19 protein-coding genes and 1 pseudogene are annotated in these 23,382 nt (G+C 39.4%); 5 read left to right on the top strand and 15 right to left on the bottom strand.

The annotated features are described in order from the left end of the window. Positions 1-16 precede the first annotated feature (16 nt). From CGC64_RS08830 to CGC64_RS08795, 8 genes are all read right to left on the bottom strand, one after another. Positions 17-2,947, bottom strand: coding sequence for a type I restriction endonuclease subunit R (locus CGC64_RS08830; RefSeq protein WP_005677523.1), 2,931 nt, complete (start codon positions 2,945-2,947; stop codon positions 17-19). A 32-nt stretch (positions 2,948-2,979) separates the two neighbouring features. After that, positions 2,980-4,131, bottom strand: a complete 1,152-nt coding sequence (locus CGC64_RS08825; protein WP_005677522.1) for a restriction endonuclease subunit S — start codon at positions 4,129-4,131, stop codon at positions 2,980-2,982. A 1-nt stretch (position 4,132) separates the two neighbouring features. Next, on the bottom strand, positions 4,133-5,116 hold the full coding sequence (gene xerA, locus CGC64_RS08820; protein ID WP_004300585.1) for a site-specific tyrosine recombinase/integron integrase: 984 nt from the start codon (positions 5,114-5,116) through the stop codon (positions 4,133-4,135). Positions 5,117-5,173: 57 nt separating this feature from the next. Further along, positions 5,174-6,304 carry a restriction endonuclease subunit S gene (locus CGC64_RS08815; RefSeq protein ID WP_004300586.1) on the bottom strand — a complete coding sequence of 377 codons (1,131 nt, stop codon included), beginning with the start codon at positions 6,302-6,304 and terminating at the stop codon, positions 5,174-5,176. Further along, complete coding sequence (locus CGC64_RS08810; protein ID WP_004300587.1) at positions 6,297-7,829, bottom strand: type I restriction-modification system subunit M; 1,533 nt, start codon at positions 7,827-7,829, stop codon at positions 6,297-6,299. Before CGC64_RS08810 ends, CGC64_RS08815 begins: the two co-directional genes overlap by 8 nt. Positions 7,830-7,834: 5 nt before the next feature. Continuing rightward, positions 7,835-9,328, bottom strand: a complete 1,494-nt coding sequence (locus tag CGC64_RS08805; RefSeq protein WP_004300588.1) for a type I restriction-modification system subunit M — start codon at positions 9,326-9,328, stop codon at positions 7,835-7,837. Positions 9,329-9,364: 36 nt separating this feature from the next. Beyond that, positions 9,365-10,738 (bottom strand): ATP-binding protein, encoded by a 1,374-nt coding sequence (locus CGC64_RS08800; protein WP_025813877.1) that lies wholly within the window; start codon positions 10,736-10,738, stop codon positions 9,365-9,367. A 117-nt stretch (positions 10,739-10,855) separates the two neighbouring features. After that, on the bottom strand, positions 10,856-11,176 hold the full coding sequence (locus CGC64_RS08795) for a helix-turn-helix domain-containing protein (RefSeq protein WP_004300590.1): 321 nt from the start codon (positions 11,174-11,176) through the stop codon (positions 10,856-10,858). Between the two features lie 666 nt (positions 11,177-11,842). Here CGC64_RS08795 and CGC64_RS08785 point away from each other — a divergent pair. Next, positions 11,843-12,256, top strand: coding sequence for a secondary thiamine-phosphate synthase enzyme YjbQ (locus CGC64_RS08785; RefSeq protein WP_005677518.1), 414 nt, complete (start codon positions 11,843-11,845; stop codon positions 12,254-12,256). A gap of 85 nt (positions 12,257-12,341) precedes the next feature. On the opposite strand, the gene CGC64_RS08780 is transcribed toward CGC64_RS08785, so the two are convergent. The 5 genes from CGC64_RS08780 to CGC64_RS08760 form a co-directional block, all read right to left on the bottom strand. Beyond that, positions 12,342-13,148, bottom strand: coding sequence for a TrmH family RNA methyltransferase (locus tag CGC64_RS08780; protein WP_005677517.1), 807 nt, complete (start codon positions 13,146-13,148; stop codon positions 12,342-12,344). Between the two features lie 54 nt (positions 13,149-13,202). Further along, complete coding sequence (locus tag CGC64_RS08775) at positions 13,203-14,237, bottom strand: alcohol dehydrogenase (RefSeq protein WP_005680304.1); 1,035 nt, start codon at positions 14,235-14,237, stop codon at positions 13,203-13,205. Positions 14,238-14,370: 133 nt separating this feature from the next. Further along, positions 14,371-15,114: a hypothetical protein gene (locus CGC64_RS08770; RefSeq protein WP_005677515.1), complete on the bottom strand. Its 744-nt coding sequence runs from the start codon at positions 15,112-15,114 to the stop codon at positions 14,371-14,373. Between the two features lie 14 nt (positions 15,115-15,128). Continuing rightward, entirely contained in the window at positions 15,129-16,172 is a 1,044-nt protein-coding gene (gene mcrC, locus CGC64_RS08765; RefSeq protein WP_005677514.1) for a 5-methylcytosine-specific restriction endonuclease system specificity protein McrC, read from the bottom strand. Beyond that, complete coding sequence (locus tag CGC64_RS08760) at positions 16,169-17,911, bottom strand: AAA family ATPase (RefSeq protein ID WP_005677513.1); 1,743 nt, start codon at positions 17,909-17,911, stop codon at positions 16,169-16,171. The genes mcrC and CGC64_RS08760 overlap by 4 nt, the downstream gene beginning before the upstream one ends. A gap of 464 nt (positions 17,912-18,375) precedes the next feature. Here CGC64_RS08760 and CGC64_RS08755 point away from each other — a divergent pair, with 464 nt between their 5' ends. From CGC64_RS08755 to CGC64_RS08730, 4 genes and pseudogenes are all read left to right on the top strand, one after another. Beyond that, positions 18,376-18,810: a DUF6078 family protein gene (locus CGC64_RS08755; protein ID WP_005677512.1), complete on the top strand. Its 435-nt coding sequence runs from the start codon at positions 18,376-18,378 to the stop codon at positions 18,808-18,810. A 449-nt stretch (positions 18,811-19,259) separates the two neighbouring features. Continuing rightward, the gene (gene bla / locus CGC64_RS08750; protein WP_005677511.1) at positions 19,260-20,150 is read left to right on the top strand and encodes a class A beta-lactamase, subclass A2; all 891 of its coding nucleotides are present in this window, start codon (positions 19,260-19,262) and stop codon (positions 20,148-20,150) included. A 43-nt stretch (positions 20,151-20,193) separates the two neighbouring features. Continuing rightward, positions 20,194-21,598 (top strand): annotated as a pseudogene (locus CGC64_RS19100) (GNAT family N-acetyltransferase). Positions 21,599-21,617: 19 nt separating this feature from the next. Beyond that, on the top strand, positions 21,618-22,139 hold the full coding sequence (locus CGC64_RS08730; RefSeq protein ID WP_005677508.1) for a hypothetical protein: 522 nt from the start codon (positions 21,618-21,620) through the stop codon (positions 22,137-22,139). A gap of 70 nt (positions 22,140-22,209) precedes the next feature. On the opposite strand, the gene CGC64_RS08725 is transcribed toward CGC64_RS08730, so the two are convergent. Together CGC64_RS08725 and CGC64_RS08720 are read right to left on the bottom strand one after the other, a co-directional pair. Next, complete coding sequence (locus tag CGC64_RS08725) at positions 22,210-22,674, bottom strand: MaoC family dehydratase (protein ID WP_004308264.1); 465 nt, start codon at positions 22,672-22,674, stop codon at positions 22,210-22,212. 119 nt (positions 22,675-22,793) lie between these two features. Further along, positions 22,794-23,345 (bottom strand): SGNH/GDSL hydrolase family protein, encoded by a 552-nt coding sequence (locus CGC64_RS08720; protein ID WP_005677506.1) that lies wholly within the window; start codon positions 23,343-23,345, stop codon positions 22,794-22,796. Positions 23,346-23,382: the final 37 nt, after the last annotated feature.

Here is a 23,382-nt window from a genome sequence, read left to right as displayed (position 1 = left end):
TTATTTTATCAACCAATTAATAATACATCTCAATATACTGATAAGCCTTATCAAAAACTTCTTGATCTTTAATCTGGTAGTTAACCCACAGAATAGAACGTAGTTTCTTTTTTATCTCTCGCTGAGCTGTAATGCTTTTAAAAGCATCTTTAAACTTACGTACAATAGCTACCACATTTTCATCTATATCAGCAACTACACGTTCTACAATGATAGGAGTATCCTCAGTTCTAATTGATTCAAACAACTCCGTAAGAGCAGCTTTAGCTTGTTCCCTCTTGTCAAGAGGTTGATTTGAGTTTTTTTCTTCCTCAAGCACTTCTTTAGCAAGGGTGAGCAATCCTCGGAGGAAATCAATACTAGTTATAAGATTTTCCTCCATATGACGGCGCAGTTCATCCAACTTCTCAGCAAATGCCTTGTAATTGGGGTCTCCATGATGCTCTCCTAACCTCAAACGAAGCATTTTTTCCACTTCCAATATCTTTTTAGGATTGTCTTTGGCTTGCTCCAACACCATATCAATTACATCTCCATCTACCACAAGATCCTCAAGTGGAGTCCCAATATCAATTGTATCAATGTTACGATGAATGATTTCAATGGTTTTAGCACCCAATAAAGTCCATATGAGTGATCCTCCGGTACTAACAGGACGTACACTTTGATATACCTGAGCCAGCCAAGTATAATCCGCCTGATAAGCAGCCAGCATTGCATCCGGGCTTACTGTTTCCCAAGCTTTAGCCAATCGTGAAAAATGTTTTGCAAAATTCGTTTTTGTAGACTCATCAAGTAAACATTGCTGGGCAGCTTGCAAACCTTCCCAACCACCGATTGTCCGGTCTACACCAGGGAAAAAGTCAATACACTCTTGCAAAAATTGAGGTATCAACACTTTTATCTCATCAATATTCTTTACAACCGTTTTTACCGTCTCCTCATCAAAAGCAAGGCTTTTGGCTACATTATCAAATACACCAACGAAATCTACAATCAGACCACATTTCTTATCAACATTGTACTTTCTATTCGTACGGCAAATAGCTTGTAACAACGTATGATCCTTCATTGGTTTATCAAGATACATACATTGCAAAATTGGAGCATCAAAACCTGTCAACAGCTTTGAAGTGACAATCACCATTTTAATCGGTGACAATGGATCACGGAATTGGTCAAGAAGTTTTCTTTCTTGTTCTCTATCACGACGGTATGCTTTATACTCATCAGCTTTATCGCCAGCCGTATGCATAACGATAGTGGTTGCATCTTCCGAACCCAAAAGAGCATCAATCGCTTTCTTATATTTCACACAGCAGTCTCGGTTATATACCACGACTTGAGCTTTCATTCCAGTGGGCTCTACATACTCTTTGAAGTGATTTACAATATAACGTGCGACATCGTTAATTCGCTTCTCTGCTGTAAAAAATGCTTCAACAGAAGTTCGTTTTACTAATTCGTTCTTTTCGTCCTCGGATATTTGATCGGTCAGTTCATCAAATTCTTCTTGTAATTGAGTTTCGTTAAGATGCATCTCTACCGGCACTGTTTGGAAATTCAATTCAAGCGTAGCTCCATCTTCAACAGAATTTTGGAAAGTATATTTTGAAATATATCCACCTTTCTCTAAATCCTCATCAGCTCCAAAAGATTGAAAAGTATTCTTATCTCGTTTATTGATAGGCGTTCCGGTAAGGCCAAAGAAAAATGCATTAGGTAATGCATTGCGCATTTTTTGTCCTAAATCCTTTTCCTGAGTTCGGTGTGCTTCATCTACCAATAAAATGATATTATCTCTTTCATTCAGTACACTATCAACATCTCCGAACTTGAAAATTGTCGTTATCAGAATCTTGCGCTGATCCTGCTTGAAAAATGCAACTAACTCATCTTTTGTCTTTGCAGATTCTATATTAGGAATATCAGCACGAGTAAAATCGCCCGTTATCTGATCTTCCAAATCAATACGGTCATCAACGATAACAACTGTGGGAGCATGTAATTCGTTCTGCAAACGTAATTTTTGGGCAGCAAATACCATCAACCATGATTTTCCCGAACCTTGGAAATGCCAAATAAGACCTTTCTTCGGACCTTGTTTCTCTCGATATGTATTTAAGACACGCTGAACAATAGCTTCACCACCTAGATATTGTTGATAACGGCAAACTATTTTTATTTTTTTGCCTGATGATGTTCCTGTAAAAACACTATAGTAACGATATATATCAAGCAGTCGGTTTGGTTGAACCAACCCCATTACGTTACTTTTAACCGACTCTATTGTACCATGCTGACGACTTTCATCATTAAACCAAGGTCCCCATTTGTCAACAGGGGCACAGATGCCGGCATATTGAAGTTCTTTACCTTCTGTAGCAAAGGTTAATATATTCGGAACAAACATTTCTGGAATGCTCTTTTCGTAATGCAGCATATCAATGGCTCCGTCAGCCCATGTTATCTGAGGGCGAACAGGAGATTTTGCTTCACCAACACAAACCGGAATTCCATTTATCAGATAAACCAAATCCAAACGTTTACCTCCTTCAACAGAACTACGTGGAAACTCCCATTGATTGGTCACTACACAATAATCTTCGACCGCATCTTCGCTAAAGAATCTGATAGGTATATATTCACCATCCTTTCCAAAAGGCTCTGTGTTTTCATTAAATAATAATGTACGAAAACGGTCATTGGCAGTCACCAATTCATCATAATTACCTCCACAAGTAATAGCAGCACGGAGTTTATAAATAACTTGCTCCGCTTGTTGACGTGTTATTGGATTTAACCTGACAAGAGCTTCCAATAGCCATGATTCAACAAGGACAGAATCAGAACTACGAGGTATATCCTGTGACTTTACATACTGCCAACTACTTTGGGTTGCAGCTTCTATGAGCATTTGCTCCACTGTATTGTCTTCGTTAAACATATCTATGGTTTTTATTGTTATCAATTTAATAATTAAGCGATTTTCCCTAATTCGTCACTCTGTATGTCATTCAAATATACTAAAGCTTTTTGAATGACAGATTCTGATTTGTCGGCTTGTCTATATATTGCTTCAAAACGCCTTTGTTCCTCCATCGCAGGCAATCCAACCATAAAATGGTCCAGATATGAAGCACTAACTCTTTTCTGCCCGCCTGTTCCAGACATATTTTTTGCAGCACGCTCACGAAATATAGGCATTCGTGTTAATGCTAACAGCCAATAGGGACTAGATATTCCGTTAATTGGCCGCAATACATGAAATTCTGTAGATCCCATTCCTATACCATTTGTAAGTCCATGTACAATAGCTCCTTTGCCATTCTCCATACAAGGTGTAATTTTGGCAAACAAGACATCATTATTCTCAAAATATGTAAAGCCTTTTTTTACTTTTCCATATTCTTCGTCAGTCATATCTACCAAATATCCATCCTCACTTACCGCCGGCATAGGAATAAAAGAGACTTTATCGGTGTCGCAAAGAGCAATGTTAGGACGTCTTGGATTTAGAATACAACATTCTCCTAATCTTTTCAACTCATTCTTCTGATTTAAAGAAAGAGGATTCCCAAACATCTCGATAAATTGCGATTTGAAGTCGCCAAATTTTGATTTATCGGCCTGTTGAGCAATGCTTACAAACTTCATCTGTTCATTGTAAGGGGGCAATTCTATTTTCAATTCAGAGAATGAAGTTTGATTCAATGATTTGAATGATGTGCCAGTCCCCATTTTCTTAATGTTGTCTTTTTGATACATTAAAGCATGATAAAGAAACTCTACGTTACATACGTTATCGTGGCACTTTGCTCTACATATAGACTGATTGGTTGCACATTCTATCTTATTGATTGCCATTACTCCGATACTACCTCGACATACATACATCAAGGTATCTACTGGGATAATCTTGCATGTAGCATATCCGGCTTCTGTGACCTTCTCGCAAGTGTCATATACATACTTATTTTTCATGTCCTCTGCAGATACCCATGGCTTATCTCCATTCCAATATTCAAGATTTGCCTTAGAAGGCGTACCTCCAGTGGATACATCAGCAAACGATTTTAGCATTCTCAAAGGATACCCCTTCTCTTTGAACATCTCGATAAATTGCGACATACTAACCAATAAATTTACGGTGAGACATTTTTACATTTGTCTGATTCACCATAGCATATTGCAATGTTGTATCAAGACTTTGATGCCCTAAGAGATGCTGGACCTGCTCTATAGGCATACCTTTATCTATCGCCATTGTCGCCAACGTACGGCGAAATTTATGAGGATGCACCTTAGGAATATTCAATTCACGCCCCAAACGACGTAAACGTATTTCCACACCACTTATCTGTAAGCGATCGTAAGGTGCTAATAATGAAACAAACAGGGCAGGATTGTCATCTATCCGTTCTGCCAAATAACGTTGTAAATGTATCTTTGTACGAGCATCGAAATAAACTCGACGTTGCTTATCTCCTTTACCGGTAACGATGCATTCCCGGTTTTCAAAGTCTATATCGTTCCGATTGAGTTTGACCAACTCCCCGACACGCATACCAGTAGAGGCCAACAAATCAATCAAGGCTAAATCGCGAATACCTTCGCAATGGTCACGCATTTGTTCTAACGCTTCATCGGAGTATGTTTCTTTGACTGTTTTTCCGACTTTTACTTTATGAATCCGACGTACCGGACTCTTCACAATATAATCCTCATCCTCAAGCCATGAAAAGAAACTTGACAAAATGCGACGTATATTGTCTACCGTAACCTTTGTAGCACCGCTTGTCTGCTGATAATCATTTAAGTAATTACGCAAGTCATCAGTAGTGATATGGCGAATATTTTTTTCTATTTTCCTGATAGCATTATTTAATGTACTTCGATAATAGTGCATCGACTTATCCGAACAACCTTCGACTCGTTTAGCCGACAAAAAACTATCTATTAATTCACTATTACCACTGCACTCTTCATTGTTCTTAGACGACACGTTGATATCACGAAAGGCATAATCTAGCACCTTTCGTAATTGACTCATTTGCTCATTGTTTAAAACTCCCAGCATAGCCTGCTCTATGTCATTAATCAGATTCTCTATCATATTATTAATAAATTTGTTATCCAATTAAGCCGCAGCTATCAACGTATCTCTCTTATTCTATCCGTTTATTAAACTCTTTATGACTTTATCGATATTTTCAATACACTGCTTCAACTCAAATTTTGATTTATCGGCTTGTGTGAGGACCTCAACAAACAAGATTTGTTCATCCATACTAGGAACAGGAACTTTCATTTTCTTGATATCTGAGAATACGATATCAACTTGATTTGTAGAACCAGTTACATATTGCCTGTATATTTCTGCTTGCGTATCATTTAAAGAAAGGTATGTATTAAGCACTTCTGGAAGAATCACTGCTCTATCTGTTGACAAGGCAATCACATGTCCATCATTTATGTAGGTATTATTGTCTGAAGGACAAATAAATACACAACATCGTCCAAGAGTACCATTTCCAGTTGCATTCAAGAGAACATCTCCTGATTCAAGTATTCTCTTCCTAACTGGGATTTCCTCGTTGTGGTATTTTATATTACCCAAACGTTGACCATCCCAATGGATACATGCTTGATTAATCACTAAGACAGAAGAAGATTCAACATATTTTGGCGTTATCCCCTTATTCATGATTGGACAAACCGATTCAAGGGTTTGCTTATTATGAGTATTATAATACATCTCGATAAATTGCGATTTCACCATTTCATCAGTGGCAACAAGTAGTTTCTTATAAGCCTCCTTCAATCGATAGGCTGCCCATAATTTATCAACAAGAACTTTTTGTTCCTCTAATGGAGGTAATTCAAACTCAAAATCAGCCAAATCAGAAAATAACACATAAGGATTTGTAGAACCTTTTGATTTAGCTATCGACCAAGTCGTAAAATCCTTTGATAGCATAATGAACGGCAACAAACGTTGCTCAAATGCATGAGGATCTTTCGTTTCAAAAACAAAAGTAGTATTAGCACATACTCCTTCAAAATCAGCAACTGCTATTTTCTTTAGATATGTTCTTCTTGAACCATACAAAATCTGACCTGGTTTAAATACACGAATAAAAGCAGGTCCAACATCATCTGTTGTAAAACATCCTTTCCTATGTATGGTTAAATCCTCCGAATCCATATGATCGCCTGCAACATAGTATTCATACGGATTATTTAGACGATCTATATTTATCTTCACATCTTTAACGACATCTCCAAACTTTACCCTACTCATATTTTAGCATACTTAAAAGATTAGCAACTTCGATATGCATTGATCTTGAAGCCTCAATCCATTTTGGGAGTGATTCATCCAAAATGTATATTTCATTTGTTCCTTTTTGCTTGACATAACTTTGTATACTAAGCAAACTCTTATTATTATCTATATCATTTATATCAGCAACTTTTGCAAAATATTCTATATCTTCAAAATTTTCATAAGCAGAAATAATTTTCTGGATGTGAGTATTTTCTAAATAACTTTCAGCATTCTTTCTTGATACCTCTCCTTTTGCGTCAATAAAAATAACTTTACCTTTATGACTATCTTCTTTTCTATTTTTGCAGATAATAATACAAGCCTCCATAGAAGCATTAAAAAATAGATTAGGACCAAGTCCAATTACGCAATCTACAATATCTATTTCAACTAATTTTTTGCGCAACTCATATTCTTCATCACGAAATAGTACACCATGGGGAAACAATATAGCACACCTACCAGTATTTCTATCCATCGAAGCAATAATATGTTGAAAAAATGCATAATCAGCTCTTCCTTGCGGAGGCGTTCCCAAGAAATTACGTCCCCACTTATCATTCATGAATTTTTCACGATTCCATTCTTTGATTGAATAAGGAGGATTTGCCAGAACAATGTCGAACTTACGAAGATGGCTGCCATCCAAGAATGCAGGATGCTCCAACGTATCTGCACATGCAATCGAAAAATCTTCAACTCCATTCAAATAAAGATTCATTCGTGCAATAGAAGAAGTCAAGCCATTCACCTCTTGTCCGAACACCTGTACACTCTGCCACTCTGCACCTTTGTTGCGAAGATAGTCTAAACATTTAACCAACATACCTCCGGAACCACAAGTTGGGTCATAAATGCTTTCATTCGGTTGTGGCTGCAGTATCTCAGCCATAAGTTGAACGACTGTTCTATTCGTATAGAACTCCTGAGCAGTATTTCCGGCATCATCGGCAAACTTTCCAACAAGGTATTCGTATGCCTGCCCCATCTCATCGGCAGGACAAGCCTTTAGGCTCAACGTATATTTAGAAAAATCCTCAATCAACGAAGTAATGATATTATCAGGCATCTTCGCCTTATTGGTCCAGCCATCCTTAGGTCCGAAAATACCTTCTAATCCTCCGATTTTTCTACCATCCATTTCCTTAGCAGGATTGGCTTGCTCAATGGCAATAAATGCTTCGACTAATTTATTACCAACATTTTCCGTCACCTCACGAACATCTCTCCAGTGCGCACCATCAGGAATACGGATGGGGAGATCTTCTACTTGCATACCTGCATACTCAACTCCTCCTTCACACACAAATCCTTCAAACTGTTCATCATAAACATCGGAAATGCGTTTGAAAAAAAGCAAAGGGAAAATATACTCTTTATATCCTGCAGCATCAATCTGACCACGCAAATGAGTGGCAGCCGCCCAAAGGAAACTTTTAAGTTCATCGAGCGTAATAGGGTCATCAGGAAGACGATATTGTTTTACTTTTTCTGCCATATTGATTATGCGTTAATGAGTAATGAAAATTCGTTCTCCAATCGCTTCACATCTGCGTATGCTTGTTTGAACTCAGCCAACACTTCCGCATAAGGACGAATTTCCTCCTTGTGGTAAACCACATAGCGATTGGGCGAAAGATTATACTCTTTATCTCTTATCTCCTGCAATGTAACGATTCGAGAATAGTCCTCTTCATCGGAGTAATTTTGATAAAGTGAATATAACCTATCTATATCATTCTCTTCTAAAATATTCTGCGCTCTCTTTTGAGTTAGAATTTTGGAACCATCTATCATCAAAATCCGTCCGGAATGATGAGCCTGTTTCATTCTTCGTATTATCAAAAAGCACGGTGAAAGTCCAGTTCCATAAAACAATTTATCTCCTAATGTAACAACGGCTTCTATCAAATCACTTTCGACTAATTGTTTCCTTATTTCTGCTTCTTGATTTCCACGAAACAGAATACCTTGCGGCATTACAACAGCCATACGCCCCTTGCCGGAAGACATAGAACATATCATATGCTGAATCCACGCATAGTCACCACAACTATCACTCGGTGTGCCATAGATATTGCGCTTATATTTATCTGAACTCCATTCCGTTGCTCCCCAATTTTCAAGAGAAAATGGGGGGTTTGCTATAACACAATCGAATTTGGCGATATTACCACCTTGAAGAATTTTTGGGTCTCTCAATGTGTCGCCTTGCATTACATTAAAATCAGATGCACCATGCAGGAATAGATTCATTTTAGCAATGGCCGCATTCACGACATTCTTTTCCTGTCCGAATATACTTCCGCAGCAAAGAGAATCATCGTGCATATATCGTATAGCTTCGATAAGCATTCCTCCACTACCACAAGCAGGATCATATACAGTTTCCCCCGGTTGCGGATCGAGAATATGCACTAATAATCTCACAACAGAACGAGGAGTATAAAACTCTCCAGCTTGAGCCTTACTATCATCGGCAAACTTCTTCAATAATATTTCATAAGCATCACCCATTAAGTCCGCAGGGTAATCCTTATTACCAAGTTTTCGTTTTGATAGATGTTCTATCAGGTCACGAATCTTGCTATCATTGAGTATTGCTTTGTTAGTCCATTTCTGAGATGAAAACATAGATAGCACCCCATACAATGTATCTGGGTTTGCTATCTCTATCTGCCTCATAGCACCGACTATGGCAGCTCCAAGATTTTCTGTACGCTCTCGGACTTCTTGCCAATGACAACCATCAGGAATAACAAAACGATGTTGTTCTGGCAGAGATGCATACTCCTTATCACCACCACTTGATATTAAAGCTTCTTCTGTTTCTTCATCATAAACATCAGATATCCGCTTGTAATAAAGTAAAGGCGTGATATAATCCTTAAAATTATCTTGGCTTACAGGACCGCGTATTATATTACAGGCCTCAAACAAGAAATTGTATAAGTCCTGTGCACCTGTAAGCTCTTTATTTATTGTTTTTTTTGCCATCTAATAACTCTGTCAAATCGTAAATTTGATATCTCTTTACTTCATTAACTCTACAACATTTTCCGACAACATTGCATTCCCAGCATCATCTTTCGGAGCGTTCTTAAGGAACAGTACAGGAACGATAGTGTAGTTCTTAGCAAACGGCAACAGATTAGCTTTGCGGAGAAGCTCAGCAGTTAGCTGTTTGCCATTCTCCCCTGTTGTCCATTTACATTCTCCGACCAACAGATACTTTTTATCGAGCGATTCAGCCATCACGTCAAATTCAACTTGTTCCGGCTTCTTATCCTCATTGAGAACAGAGCCCCACCAGCGTTTTGCTTTGCCATAAACTACTCCATTAACAAGATTTCCTGTTACGGCATCCCGACACAGTTTTTCCCATTGCATACTCACATACTCAGAGAAATGAGCAGTCAAAGCCTGTTCTATGGGTAAGCGACGACCAAGTTCAATGAACGAACGATTAGGGACAACAAACTGATAGTAGAATGCCATAAACGGATCGGCAATCTTGTAGAGGCTCTTTTTCGCATTCTTTTCATCAATCCCGAACGGAACATCTTTTTCCAAAAAACCGAGATCAACAAGTTTCTTCAATGGACGCGACAGATTAGTTGCAGGTTCATTGCATCGTGCAGCAATTTCGGAAAGACGGTTTGCACCAGTACCGATATAAGACATTATTGTCGAAGTCTTGACTATATCCTTAACATCATCCTGAAACAGTTTTACCGGCTCCTCATAAAGAGTCCCATTTACAGAAAGGATATTATGCCACATGGCATCATCAAGCGAAATTCTGTTTTCCCTCAGTTCCCAATAGCGCGGCACACCGCCCCATATAGCATACTCTTCAATAGCGTTCATCGCATTAAGGTTCAATGCCTCCTGAATATAGGGTAAACGTATAGGGGTAAGTCTCATTATCTCATCAGCACGACCATAAAGAGGCGCAGTAGAATCAAGAAACAACCCATACATCATATTTTGTGATGAACCACAAAGCACCAGATTATACTTCAACTGTTTCTCATCAACAAGTTTCTGCAATACAGACGGCAGTTCAGGAGATTGCTCCACAAGATACGGAAATTCGTCCAAACACAAAGTAAAACGTTTGTCTGTTCGATAATTAACCGCACGAAACATCGACTCCCAATCGGGATACGACAACTTCTCAAAATCAGGAAACACCTGTGCTATCACTTTTGCAAGTAATGCCCTCTGATGTTGACCTTCCGAACGGTCTGCAAGGAAGTATACATCATTTTCTGACAACACCCTTTTAATAAGCGTTGATTTACCCAATCGTCTGCGACCATACATCACAACTAACGAGGATTTCTCTCTTGCAAGAGCATCCTTCAGTCGTGCTGCTTCATCTATTCTATCAACAAATTTCATATCCCACATTATTATGCAGTGCAAACATAATGTTTTTATGGCATAATACAAAATTTTAAGCTGTATTTTTTATCCTGATAGAGTCATTATCGACTTATATGCAGAAAAAAGTGAGTTTTATCTCTTTTTCGAAGCTCTTTTCCTTGTCTTCAAACTCAAATCCTGTAATGTTTTCCCTAGTTTGTCTTCTTTGGCCAACCACAGAATATCATCGTCAAGCTGTAAAGCATACAACACGCGCAAATATATTCCGATTGCCACTGTCGGCACACCTTTCTCTATTCGGGACACGGTCAACGGAGAACAGGTGGCACGTTCCGCCACTTGAGCTACACTCAGATTCCTGCGCAAGCGAGCCAGTTTAATCTGTTCTCCCACAACGGACATCTTTTGTTCTAATTTTCGGGGCAACTTAGTCCCCATTGTATTCTTTGCCATGTTAACTCATCATATAATATACAAAGATACTACTTTTTACTTATTTAATGATACATTACACATAAAAAATCGCATCAAAGCCATATAATCAGTCATAGACATAATCATTTGGAATAGAATTTCAAAATTAAATGCCATCATATTATTCATAAGCACAGTATACATCTACTAACAAATAAAATACTATTCGTTATACAGGCGTAAACAACCCCTCCTTGCTATGTCTGTTTAATATTAGTTTGACCATTCAAACGAAAAGTAACTTTACTTTATCCCTGTATTCATATATACACGCATTAAAGTAAAACTAAAAGAGGGAAGAAAGAAATAGCTATACCAAAATCGAAGACCACCCCAATTATAAGCTAAAAAATCCGTGAACTCATTTATGATTTTGCATCCATAATCAGCGAAATAATCACAGACATGCCCTATCTTTGCGAAACGGAGATTTAAGAGCAAAATAGAGTCATTTTTCTCTTTTTCCCTTCGTTTGAAAACAAACTAAGGTTAAAAGTGTTAAATCTTCGATTTTCGGCAAAAAAACAAGTAAATTTTTGAGGCTTCTATCTTTTAAACCATAAACTATTGACAATCAATTAGCATAATATGCTGCATCGGCAAATAGAATCATATTTAGCACTAATTGTACTTTGATTAATTAATATGTGGAAACAAGTAGAATTTGATTTACAGTCACGCAGAAGTGGCTTTCATCTTATAACCGGAGAAATATTACGTAATCTGCCGCCATTACCCGAAGTTGGATTACTGCATTTATTTATCAAACACACTTCCGCCGGGCTAAGTATTAACGAAAATGCAGATCCTGATGTTCGTATGGATATGGAAAGCATTTTCAACCACTTAGTGAAAGAACGTGAACCGTACTATCAACACACTTTAGAAGGAAATGACGATATGCCGGCTCATGCAAAAAGCTCAATCATAGGAACGTCGGTCACAATACCTATAACAAATGGAAAGCTAAACCTCGGAACTTGGCAAGGTATCTATCTCTGTGAATTTCGGAATTATGGTGGTAATCGACGAATGGTGGCTACCATTAGTGGAGAATAGCAAATGAACTTGCTATTCTATTGTAATTAGTGGCAAATTGTGTTACCCGCAAATACTTAGGAGACAGTATTGTAGCATACTAGTCTCAGGATTGCGGAACACGAAGTTGCCAGAAGGCAACAGCCGCCGCAGCAGCTACATTAAGCGAATCAACACCATGCACCATAGGGATACGGACTACGTAATCAGCCTCAGTGATCGTATCATGTGAAAGTCCCTCCCCTTCGTTACCCATGACGATAGCCAATTTGGATTCATTCACTAAGGCAGGATTATCAATAGGAATAGAATCATCTGTGAGCGCCATAGCAGCCGTACGAAAGCCTAATTTACCCAAGTCACTGAGGGAACCGTTCATCCAAGCCCATGGCACAAAGAAAACTGCTCCCATTGATACCCTGACCACACGGCGGTTCAACGGATCGCAAGAGTTGCGAGTCAGTAATACGGCATCAATTCCAAGAGCGGCGGCCGAACGGAAAATAGCACCAATATTAGTTGCATCAACCACACTGTCAATGACTACAATGCGCCGGGCTTCCCGACATACTTCTTCCATGCTGCGCGGCTCGGGGCGACGCATGGCGCAGAGAACTCCACGTGTCAGGACATAACCTGTCAACGTAGCAAGTAATTCTCTACTGCCAGTATAAACAGGCACATTTTCGCAACGTTCAATGATTTCAGCAGCATCACCGACAATATGTTTGTACTCGCATAAAATAGCTAAAGGTTCATAACCGGAGTCCAAAGCTCTCGTGATAACCTTCGGACTTTCTACTATAAAAATCCCTTTGCCGGGTTCGGTACGGTTACGTAACTGAGTTTCAGTAAGAGTACTGAACACCTCAACTCCGGGATGAGATAAAGATGATATTTCAATAACAGGCATACTACTGCTTATAACTTTCAATTAAACATACAATCGCTTCTTTCACATAACTGATCATTGATAAATGGCTACCTTAATGACTCCGTCCAATTTATTTTCAAATATACGATAAGCTTCCTCAATCTCGTTCAACGGAAATCTATGTGTAATAAGAGGAGTAGTATCTATTTTGCCTTCTTCAATCAGATTAAGAATCTCGGCACAGTCACATCCGTCCACTCCACCTGTTTTAAAAATCAAGTTCTTGCCATACATATCAGGCAAAGGAAGAATTTGAGGCTCGTCATAAAGAGCTACGATAGTGACAACAGCATTAGGACGGGCACATTCCCATGCCAGACGAAAAGTATCCTTACTGCCGGCTACTTCTAAAACAACGTCAGCACCACCATGTTCACTGTTTTGAATCACAAATTCCTTGCAGTTTTCAGGTTCCACCACCAGCACGTCAGGATAATGTTCACGCACAAAACGGATTCTTTCAGGAGACTTTTCGCAGACAATGATACGCCTCGGTTTCTTCAACATCACACACAACAAAGTACAGATTCCGGTAGGACCGGCGCCAATAATAAGCACAGTATCATCCTCGGAAATCTCTGAAATACGGGTTGCCCAAAAACCTGTCGCAAGCACATCACCCACAAACAAAGCCTGTTCGTCGCTGACTGTATCAGGAATACGGTTCAGTCCCTGGTCAGCATAAGGAACTCTGACATATTCTGCCTGACCACCGTCAATGCGGCAACCTAAAGCCCATCCCCCGTTCGGGTCAGTACAGTTGTTAACATACCCCCGTCTGCAGAAAAAACACTCTCCGCAAAATGTTTCAACATTCACTGTTACTCTATCCCCCGGCTTGACCGAGGTGACATCAGCCCCCACCTTTTCCACAACACCTACCATCTCGTGCCCGACGGTTATTCCGGGTACGGCACGCGGCACACTACCGTGCTTGATATGAAGGTCACTGGTACAAATACTGCCAAGAGTCACCCGTACAATTGCCTCCCGTGAATTTACTATTTCCGGTTCCGGCTTTTCCCGTAACTCAAATTTTCCGTGTTCAATATATGTATATGTAAGCATAATATCCTCTTCATTAATTAACAGCCCCATTCCGGTGCAAAGATAATGATTTCATCAGATCCATATTTATCAAATGAAAGTCAATCCGGACACTCTCATAAAACTTTCATATAAAAGAGTCTTCTTCTTATCATTAGTTTTTGACTTGTTGATCTTCTATTATAACACGCTTTATCTCTCGTGTATCTTTAGATTTACTAAAAGGTACGACTCTATAAGATGCTTTCTGTATAACCCCCAAACCAAAGTCAGGCAAAAGAGTTTTATTTTTAGAATAATCATTATCAATCATCATATCCCATGTTGCTCCACCAGTCAAATAAACCTTGAAACTATCTGCACTTATCATAGAAATAATATCTGTCGGATTATACAAATGAAACAAAGTTCTAACATAGTAATCTTTCTGTATTTCTCCAGGTTTGTAATTGTTACTATATGGACCAATCACATCGAATTCATAAGACGGATGACATATCGCAAATTCTATTCCATTTCTCGGAAATGAGGATCTTACTTCTATTTTCTTATTGTTAGATATTACTTTAAGATCTATTTGCCTTGACGCATCATCAAATTCGGTTTCTGATACGACATTCTCTTCGGAATTCAAATAAAGTTTCCAAAAATATTCCGATACAACTCCTGCTATACAATCAGCCAAAATACGTTCAGGAGATCTTTCATGCATAGAATTGTTTGCAGCACCAGGATTTACTTGCCGTGCAAGCTCTTCCGCCTTTGTTCTAAGCAAATCCATAAGATCCTTGTCTTCCGAAGAATAGTTTAGTTCGTATACTACCACTTCAAAAGGTGTTCTCCTACAAGTCCGAGGATATCTTGCAGTACAATTAACAACCAAATTCTCTATTCTCATAAGTCTATTATTGTTCAACCTTGCCCTATAAATCCATCCAACTGTTTCTTGATATTCTCAAAATTCTGATTCAAGTCAAGTGTCCTGTAATATATGACGTTTCCGTCCCTAAATGTCGTCTGTCCATCAGGCGTTATATCTTCTTCTGTCTTGGCATACAATAACATCCCATCCACCTTCCCCGTATGATTAGTATCGTAGTTCATTACATAAGAATGAATCTGATATAGGTTATTAGAATGGATAGTCCTTTTGTCAAATTGGGACTGCATTGACCTACTATAATACTTGGTATCAATAATCAGTGTTCGTTCTTTAAATGTCAGCATAATATCCGTCCGCATGATAGGAAGAATACTGGAAGTCGACTGTTCTTTATCAATATTCCAGTCTATTTGAGTTGCCTTTGCTTTTAATTCCGGATAATGTTTCCGATAATACTCCAGAACAAACTTCTCGTATAGTCTGCACATATGTTCATCGGAAAATTCCTTCATTTTATAAGTACCTCTTTCCGTAGTCATCAACATCCCGTCGAGAATAAAATAGCAAACATACAGAAGCATCCGGTAAGTCTTGCAATTTCTATCAAAGCGCATAGTAGTCCAGTCTATCGTCAGGATATCAACGGCCTCCACGTCACTAAAGAAGAGCATAAGGCGCTTCAACGCAGCCTTCCTGTTCGATTTGACTTTCGGATGTTTCAGCAAGAATTGAACAGTTGTTTTTAATATCTGATTAAACTTGTTGTTCTCCGATAATTCATCGTACTCACAATCAATTTTCTGTTGTTTCCGCATTAGATTATTGACCGTACCACATATATCAAGCTTCCCTTTCAATGTGGACAACGAACCATGACAGGAAATATATTCTTTATGCAACCCCTGTTTTAATTGAAACGAAATGCCACGAAGCAGAATTTCAGCAAACAAATCATGAATCTCATCAAATTCTTCACCGGCTATTTCTTCATAGTTGTTCTGCTTAAGCTCCTGAAAAGCATAAGTCAGCATATAGTAGATATTGCGAATGAATATACCTTTGTCTATTGTCATTTTATCAGGCTCAATAACTTGTCCGTTTCTTCTTTGAATTTCTTATCATTGTCAAACCAATATTCTCGTAACATAGGGGCAATATCATATTCAATCACATTCTCAAGCCACATATTATCAATAGATTCCCGGTTACAGAAATAACTATGACCGATACAAAAGCCTTTTCCGAGCGAATCATCCTTAGCAATCTCAATATTCAGGGCTTTGACGGCATCAATCACTTTATTAAAGACTTCACAATCAAGATCCTCCTGATACTTTTTGAAACCAACCGAATCAAATCCCGGCGTCATATCAAAGAAACTGAACCGACGGCGTAAAGCGTAATCAATCATAGCCAGGCTACGGTCGGCCGTATTCATCATACCTATAATATAAAGATTCTCCGGGACAGAAAAATACTCATCGTTATATGCAAGACGGATTTTATGCTTTTCTCCCCGATAATCATTTTCGATGAGCATCAGCAACTCGCCAAAAATCTTGCTCATATTTCCTCTATTAATTTCATCAATAATAAAGAAATACTTCTTATCCGGATCACTTTGGGCTTTCCGGCAGAAATTATAGAATACACCTCGTCTTAATTCAAAACCGCCATCTTCTTTCGGCTTATATCCCATCACAAAATCTTCGTAAGAATAATTCTGATGAAACTGGATAAACTCTACTTTAGTTCTATCTTCTTCTCCTATAATAGAATAAGCCAGGCGTTTTGCCGAATACGTTTTACCGACACCCGGAGCACCCTGTAATATGATATTTTTCTTTGCCAGCAACAGACTTCTCAACTTGGTATATTCCTCTGATTTTATAAAAACATCATCCAGGAAATTATTCCCGGAATATGGAGGATTACGTTTGTTGACTGTTATAGGGTTTTCATCACGGATCAAATCCGCCAATACGTTATACTCATCTTTTGTTAATTTGAAGAACGACCCATTCTTATTCTTCAGGAATTCCATACCGCTCAATTCCGGTATATCCTTTATAACCGAATAATCAATCGGGTTCAGCAAGCTTTCGGTCTTCTTGAAATATATTTTTTGTCCATCAGCAGCTTTGACTATCTCCGCTATAGCTACCACCTGCTTCACAGGAGTAGCTTCATAGCCTATAACAATATCGCCTTCTCTTGCATCAATAAAATTTTGAAATATCCTTCGCTGATTTCCACTATCATTATAAAGAGTATAGTCTTGTATTTTACCAACCGGAGCTTTCGAAAAGCTCCATATCTTAGGACTAGCCACAAGCCACCAATATTGCTTTTGAGATTTATCCTCAAATAGTTTCTCCAAAGATTCCACATAATCCGGATACTTGGTTATATCGGTCAAGGTCTTTTGGACATTCTTACCTATATTCTCCCATTCTCCGGCATTCGTCCATTGCATTTTACGGACATTCTTAAAATCAGAAAAAGACTCATCAAAGGCATAATCACCTTCCACAATCCCACGCCCTATTATTTGATTCTGCCCTTTCTTGACTATAACAATATCACCGGCCTGCATCTCATGAGCGAACTCCCATAATGCCAGGCTGTCATTTTTAAACGAGGCCTCCGGCTTATCATATATTTCCTGCAACCTAGCTGCCATTTCTTTCTTTGAAGCATATTCCAAAAGATTGCCCATTTCATCCCAACCAATACACATTATGTTTTGAGATAGACACACATCCCATTTAGACGCATTCTCTCCCGGAGCATATAACCAAACCTTATGCATTTTATTTAAATTTTAGTTTCATCATTTCAGTCTGTTTTTAAGACTTTTACCTTTACTGCTTACTTTACAATGTCCTGTTTTTCATCAATTCCCATTCTTTCAATCAACTTCAAGTCCTTCAATTGCGCCAATATTCTTCTCCTTATAGCCAAACTAACGTTGAGGCATTCACCCAATCCAATGTGTGAGAGTTCAATAATGCAATTAAAATCTCCTAGCTACAAAGATACAAAATAGTTGTTCCGCAATGTAGTAAACACTTATGTTTTTTATAATTTAAATTGACTAACCACATTACAGTGAATACTTATGGTCACCACCAATAATATTTATATCTTAAAATGACATTATGTACAAATAAAACAATCCAAACACTTTCCATTATCAAAATAAAGTCCTACTTTTGTAGAGAATATAGATGTACATATTCAAAATAATCCCGCAAATAAAATAAACCCTACAAAATGAAAGAAGAACCCGACAGTCTGTCTGTCCCCTACAATTTCTCCCGTTGTTTCAACGACCAATGTCCACAAGCCTTGAAATGCCTGCGCTACATAGCTGCCAAAAATGAAATAACTGATTACCTTTATATCTCTATCGTCAATCCGGCACGTTATCCTGCAGACGGAAACCAATGCGAATGTTTCAAGACCGCTGTCAAAGTTCATGTGGCATGGGGACTAAAACGATTGCTTGACAGAATTCCTTATGAGGATGCGGTCAGTATCAGAATGCAACTGGTGGGGCACTATGGGAAAACAGGATACTACCGGTTCTACCGTGGAGAACGGGGACTTATGCCTAAAGACCAAGCTTATATAAAACAAATATTCCGTAATAAAGGGATAAAAGAAGAACCAACTTACCAACGCTACACAGAAGAATATATTTGGTAAGTTGCTGTCATCTGTCACAGATTAGGGGGTAATAGTTTTCTCTGCGTGAAACTAAAGTTCCAGCTAAGAGAAACTATAGTTTCATCGGTAAGAAACCAATGGTTTCAAGCAATTGGAACTAGAGTTTCAAGCGTATGAAACTAAAGTTTCAAACCGCAGAACCAACAGTTTCGCACCTTGAAACCGTTGGTTTCAAGGCAGGACACAACTCATAAGTACGGAGGTTACAAATTGAACGACTTATCTTTCTATGGTTAAATGCGATACCTCCCTATTTCACAAGGGACAGCTCTTCTATATAACGGAATAAGCAAATAAAATCTAATTTCTTTGTTTACAACTTTGTCATAATAGAATTTAAGATGTTATCCCTACTTTTTCAAATTACTATTCATACCTTTGTGACTTCGATAGAGAATTAGTAACCTATTAAAAAGAAAAAATTGATTATGCGCTCATTCATCGTGTTTCTTTGCTTCATTCCCGTTCTACTGTTTTCCTGCCGGAGTGTTTCTCTTGAAACACAACTGAAAGAAGCTATCAAAGACAGGAAAGCTGAAATAGGGATTGCCGTTATCATAGATGAAAAAGATACGGTAACAGTCAATAATGATATTCATTATCCTTTGATGAGTGTTTTCAAGTTTCATCAGGCGTTGGCGTTAGCCGATTATATGGCGAAACGGAATCAGTCATTGGATACTCTGCTAAGGATAGAGAAATCGGATTTGAAACCGAATACGTATAGTCCCTTACGGGATAAATATCCGCAAGGGGGAATTGAGATGAGCATTGCCGACCTGCTAAGATACACACTTCAGCAGAGTGACAACAATACCTGCGATATACTTTTTGATTATCAGGGCGGACCGGATGCCGTGAACCGATATATCCATTCGTTAGGCATTCGGGATTGTGCTATTGTCGGTACGGAAACTGCCATGCACGAAGATTTGGATTTGTGTTATCAAAACTGGAGTACACCATTGGCTGCTGCCGAATTAATGGAGATTTTCCGACGGGAACCGTTGTTTGCACAAGAATATAAGGATTTCATCTATCAGACAATGGTAGAATGCAAGACCGGGCAAGACCGGCTGGTTGCTCCTTTAGCGGATAAAGGAGTGGTAATAGGACATAAAACGGGGACAGGCGACCTTAATGCCAAAGGACAACAGATAGGCTGTAATGACATCGGCTTTGTTCTTTTGCCGGACGGACGCACTTACAGCATAGCTGTCTTTGTGAAAGATTCCGAAGAAAGCTTTGCGGAAAACAGTAAGATTATCGCTGATATTTCACGTATTGTTTATGAATACGCGATGCAGTCTGCCAAATAAAGAGAGTAATAGTTAATGATAAAAAAGAAAAATCAGATTAAAAATGAAACTACACCACATCGCCATTTGGACTTTCCGTTTGGAAGAGTTGAAAGAGTTCTATGTCCGCTTCCTGGGTGGAAAAAGCAATGAGAAATATGTGAATCCCAAGAAGGGATTCGAGTCTTACTTCATATCTTTCGGTGAAGGTCCTTCTTTGGAATTGATGAGCCGTCCCGATGTACAGAATACGGTGGTGGAAGAAAACAGAGTCGGATTGACACATCTCGCTTTCACGTTTCCCGGCCAGGAGGAAGTTCTTCGTTTCACTGAGGAAATGCGTTCCGAAGGTTACACCATTGCCGGTGAGCCGCGCACTTCGGGAGACGGCTATTTTGAAAGTGTCATCCTTGACCCGGACGGGAACCGTATAGAATGTGTATACAAGAAAGAATATGGAGAAGAAGACTGAGACAGAGGAAACTGTGACGCCCCGTAGCCTCGAGACGGTACGGCTGCTGATCCGCCCTTTTCAAGAAGAGGATGCGGATGCATTTTTTGCCTGTTGCCAGAACCCAAACTTGGGTAATAATGCCGGTTGGGCGCCCCACAAGACGATAGAAGAATCGCGGAAGATTCTTCAGGATGTGTTTATCGGCCAAGAGAATATCTGGGCGATGATACTGAAAGATGCGCAGCAACTTATCGGTTCTATCGGAATCGTCCCCGACCCGAAACGGGAGAATCCACAGGTCCGTATGCTGGGGTACTGGCTTGACGAAGCACATTGGGGCAAAGGATATATGACGGAAGCGGTACAGGCTATACTCAACTACGGTTTCAACGAACTGCAACTCAGCCTCATCACCGCCAATTGTTACCCACACAACAAACGGTCACAACAAGTGCTTGAACGGAACGGATTTATCTATGAAGGTGTGCTGCATCAGGCGGAACTGACTTACAACGGGAATATATTCGACCATTTGTGTTACTATCTTCCGAATATATGCCAGCCTGCCCCGCAAGACTATGACGAGATTCTGGAAGTTTGGGAAGCATCGGTACGCCACACGCATCATTTTCTCACGGAAGAACATATCCAGTTTTACAAGCCATTGGTGCGCAATCATTATTTACCGGCGGTAGAACTATACATTATCCGGGATGCCGGCAGAAAGATTGTAGCTTTCATGGGACTGAGCGATGAACTAATCGAGATGTTATTCGTAAATCCCGGCGAACAGGGAAAAGGATACGGCAAGCGATTACTGGAATACGCTACTCGGAAAAAGCAGTTGGATAAGGTGGACGTAAACGAGCAGAATGAAAAAGCACTCAGCTTCTATCTTCACATGGGATTCCAAATCATCGGAAGGGACGCAACGGACGGTATGGGAAAACCTTATCCGATCCTGCATTTGCAGCTGAAAGAAGCAACTGTCGAAAAAAGTAAGAGTAAAGGTTAACCCTCAAAAAGAAAGTTACATGAACCTACGTGCGAGATTATCCGAACGTGTGCATATTGAAGATATTAGAGAAATACTTCACTTTATACAAGATGACGAACAACTCAGAGAAGAAGTCTATCAATTTATCTTTGACGAGGACGATATTGTCTCTTATCAGGCACTGTGGGTTTGTACGCATTTCTCAAAGGAGGATGTAGAATGGTTGAGCCGGCGACAAAACGAACTGATTGACGCGGCAATGACCTGTCCGCACTCAGGAAAACGAAGGATGCTCCTGAACCTGCTCAGCCAGCAACCGGCAGCCAATCCGCCACGAATGGATTTCCTCGATTTCTGCCTGGAGCGTGTCATAAGCCGACATGAACCGGGCGGTGTACAATCTCTTTGCATAAAACTTGCCTATCAACTGACCTGTTCCATTCCCGAACTGCAACAGGAACTACGCACAATGCTGGAAATCATGGAACCCGAATTATTGAATCCCGCCATTCGTGCTGTACGCAGAAATACCCTAAAGGCGATGAAAGCAAAAAAATAACGAACAAAAAAACAAGAAGCTGTCTCCCGCTACGGAAAACAGCTTCTCTCTTATGTCGTTATGAATTAAATCAATTGAAATAGTACAAGAATACGGCAATTCCTTCAAGAGCCTTTTTGGGCTGGTCTTTGATTTCAATAGCAAACTTGATTTCAGCCTTTGCCACACCACGCAAGTTGGTCAATGAATGAAGGGTAGTCACCAGACGGATGCTTTGTCCTGACAACACAGCCTGACCGAATTTCATTTTGTCCATGCCGTAGTTAATCATCATTTTCAGGTTATTCACCTGGATAATCTGATTCCACAGGTAAGGAAGCATGGATAATGTCAGATAGCCGTGAGCAATCGTGCTGTGATAAGGGCTGTCTACTTTGGCACGTTCCGTATCCACATGAATCCATTGATGATCCAGTGTTGCATCTGCAAAAAGGTTGATGCGTTCCTGTGAGAGTTCCACATAATCTGAAACACCTATTTGTTGTCCTACTAGCTTTTCGAATTCTTCGTACGAATTGATAATTACTTTTTCCATAGTCTTATCGCTTTATGGGGGTTATTATAAATGTTAATCGGGGACAAAAATAGAAAAAATAAACTGATATGCCATTAATTTACGCAATAAAAGCAGGAACAAAAGAAGTCGGGGATAGTTTACAAATCAGGGGCTTGTTTCAAAGGTTGTTCCAAGGTTCGCCTCAAGGCTTCCGACAAGATACTGTACCCTTTTCCGTTCAGATGCAGATCGTCAATAGTGAGTTCGGGATTCAGCCTTCCGTCCTGCAATAAACGGTCGAACACATCCAGATAGATAATGTCCGTTCCCTCCAGTTTCCTGTGTATTTTCTGATTAAGCATACAGATGAATTTATTCACCGACGTACTGTAATCATCGTAATCATTGCGTGGGAAGATACAGAATAAGTAAGTCTGCCGGGAAGGAACAGCCAACACTGCTTTTACATACCGTTCTACATAGCCGTCCACATTTTCATCGTTCAACTGATAGATGTCATTACTTCCGAACTGAATAACTACCCGGCAATCCGATGTGTCCACATCAAACGCTTCGACATAAGCCAATCCCTCACCGGGCACACCATAGTTCAGGCATTCCCATTGCGGAAAATAGATATTCAATGCCCAGAACGCTATATGACTGTTGCCTACAAAAGCTAGTTTCGGTTTTTCCTCTATCTTATCCATTTCATTCAAACATTCATTTTATTTCATTTAAACTCCA

The sequence above is a fragment of the Bacteroides caccae genome (assembly GCF_002222615.2).
Taxonomy (GTDB): Bacteria; Bacteroidota; Bacteroidia; order Bacteroidales; family Bacteroidaceae; genus Bacteroides; species Bacteroides caccae.
This window is presented reverse-complemented; position numbering and strand designations above follow the sequence as displayed.

Coding starts and splice junctions, on each gene's coding strand:
- CGC64_RS08830 (WP_005677523.1), bottom strand. CDS start 2,947: ATGTTTAACGAAGACAATACAGTGGAGCAAATGCTCATAGAAGCTGCA.
- CGC64_RS08825 (WP_005677522.1), bottom strand. CDS start 4,131: ATGTCGCAATTTATCGAGATGTTCAAAGAGAAGGGGTATCCTTTGAGA.
- xerA (WP_004300585.1), bottom strand. CDS start 5,116: ATGATAGAGAATCTGATTAATGACATAGAGCAGGCTATGCTGGGAGTT.
- CGC64_RS08815 (WP_004300586.1), bottom strand. CDS start 6,304: ATGAGTAGGGTAAAGTTTGGAGATGTCGTTAAAGATGTGAAGATAAAT.
- CGC64_RS08810 (WP_004300587.1), bottom strand. CDS start 7,829: ATGGCAGAAAAAGTAAAACAATATCGTCTTCCTGATGACCCTATTACG.
- CGC64_RS08805 (WP_004300588.1), bottom strand. CDS start 9,328: ATGGCAAAAAAAACAATAAATAAAGAGCTTACAGGTGCACAGGACTTA.
- CGC64_RS08800 (WP_025813877.1), bottom strand. CDS start 10,738: ATGAAATTTGTTGATAGAATAGATGAAGCAGCACGACTGAAGGATGCT.
- CGC64_RS08795 (WP_004300590.1), bottom strand. CDS start 11,176: ATGGCAAAGAATACAATGGGGACTAAGTTGCCCCGAAAATTAGAACAA.
- CGC64_RS08785 (WP_005677518.1), top strand. CDS start 11,843: ATGTGGAAACAAGTAGAATTTGATTTACAGTCACGCAGAAGTGGCTTT.
- CGC64_RS08780 (WP_005677517.1), bottom strand. CDS start 13,148: ATGCCTGTTATTGAAATATCATCTTTATCTCATCCCGGAGTTGAGGTG.
- CGC64_RS08775 (WP_005680304.1), bottom strand. CDS start 14,237: ATGCTTACATATACATATATTGAACACGGAAAATTTGAGTTACGGGAA.
- CGC64_RS08770 (WP_005677515.1), bottom strand. CDS start 15,114: ATGAGAATAGAGAATTTGGTTGTTAATTGTACTGCAAGATATCCTCGG.
- mcrC (WP_005677514.1), bottom strand. CDS start 16,172: ATGACAATAGACAAAGGTATATTCATTCGCAATATCTACTATATGCTG.
- CGC64_RS08760 (WP_005677513.1), bottom strand. CDS start 17,911: ATGCATAAGGTTTGGTTATATGCTCCGGGAGAGAATGCGTCTAAATGG.
- CGC64_RS08755 (WP_005677512.1), top strand. CDS start 18,376: ATGAAAGAAGAACCCGACAGTCTGTCTGTCCCCTACAATTTCTCCCGT.
- bla (WP_005677511.1), top strand. CDS start 19,260: ATGCGCTCATTCATCGTGTTTCTTTGCTTCATTCCCGTTCTACTGTTT.
- CGC64_RS08730 (WP_005677508.1), top strand. CDS start 21,618: ATGAACCTACGTGCGAGATTATCCGAACGTGTGCATATTGAAGATATT.
- CGC64_RS08725 (WP_004308264.1), bottom strand. CDS start 22,674: ATGGAAAAAGTAATTATCAATTCGTACGAAGAATTCGAAAAGCTAGTA.
- CGC64_RS08720 (WP_005677506.1), bottom strand. CDS start 23,345: ATGGATAAGATAGAGGAAAAACCGAAACTAGCTTTTGTAGGCAACAGT.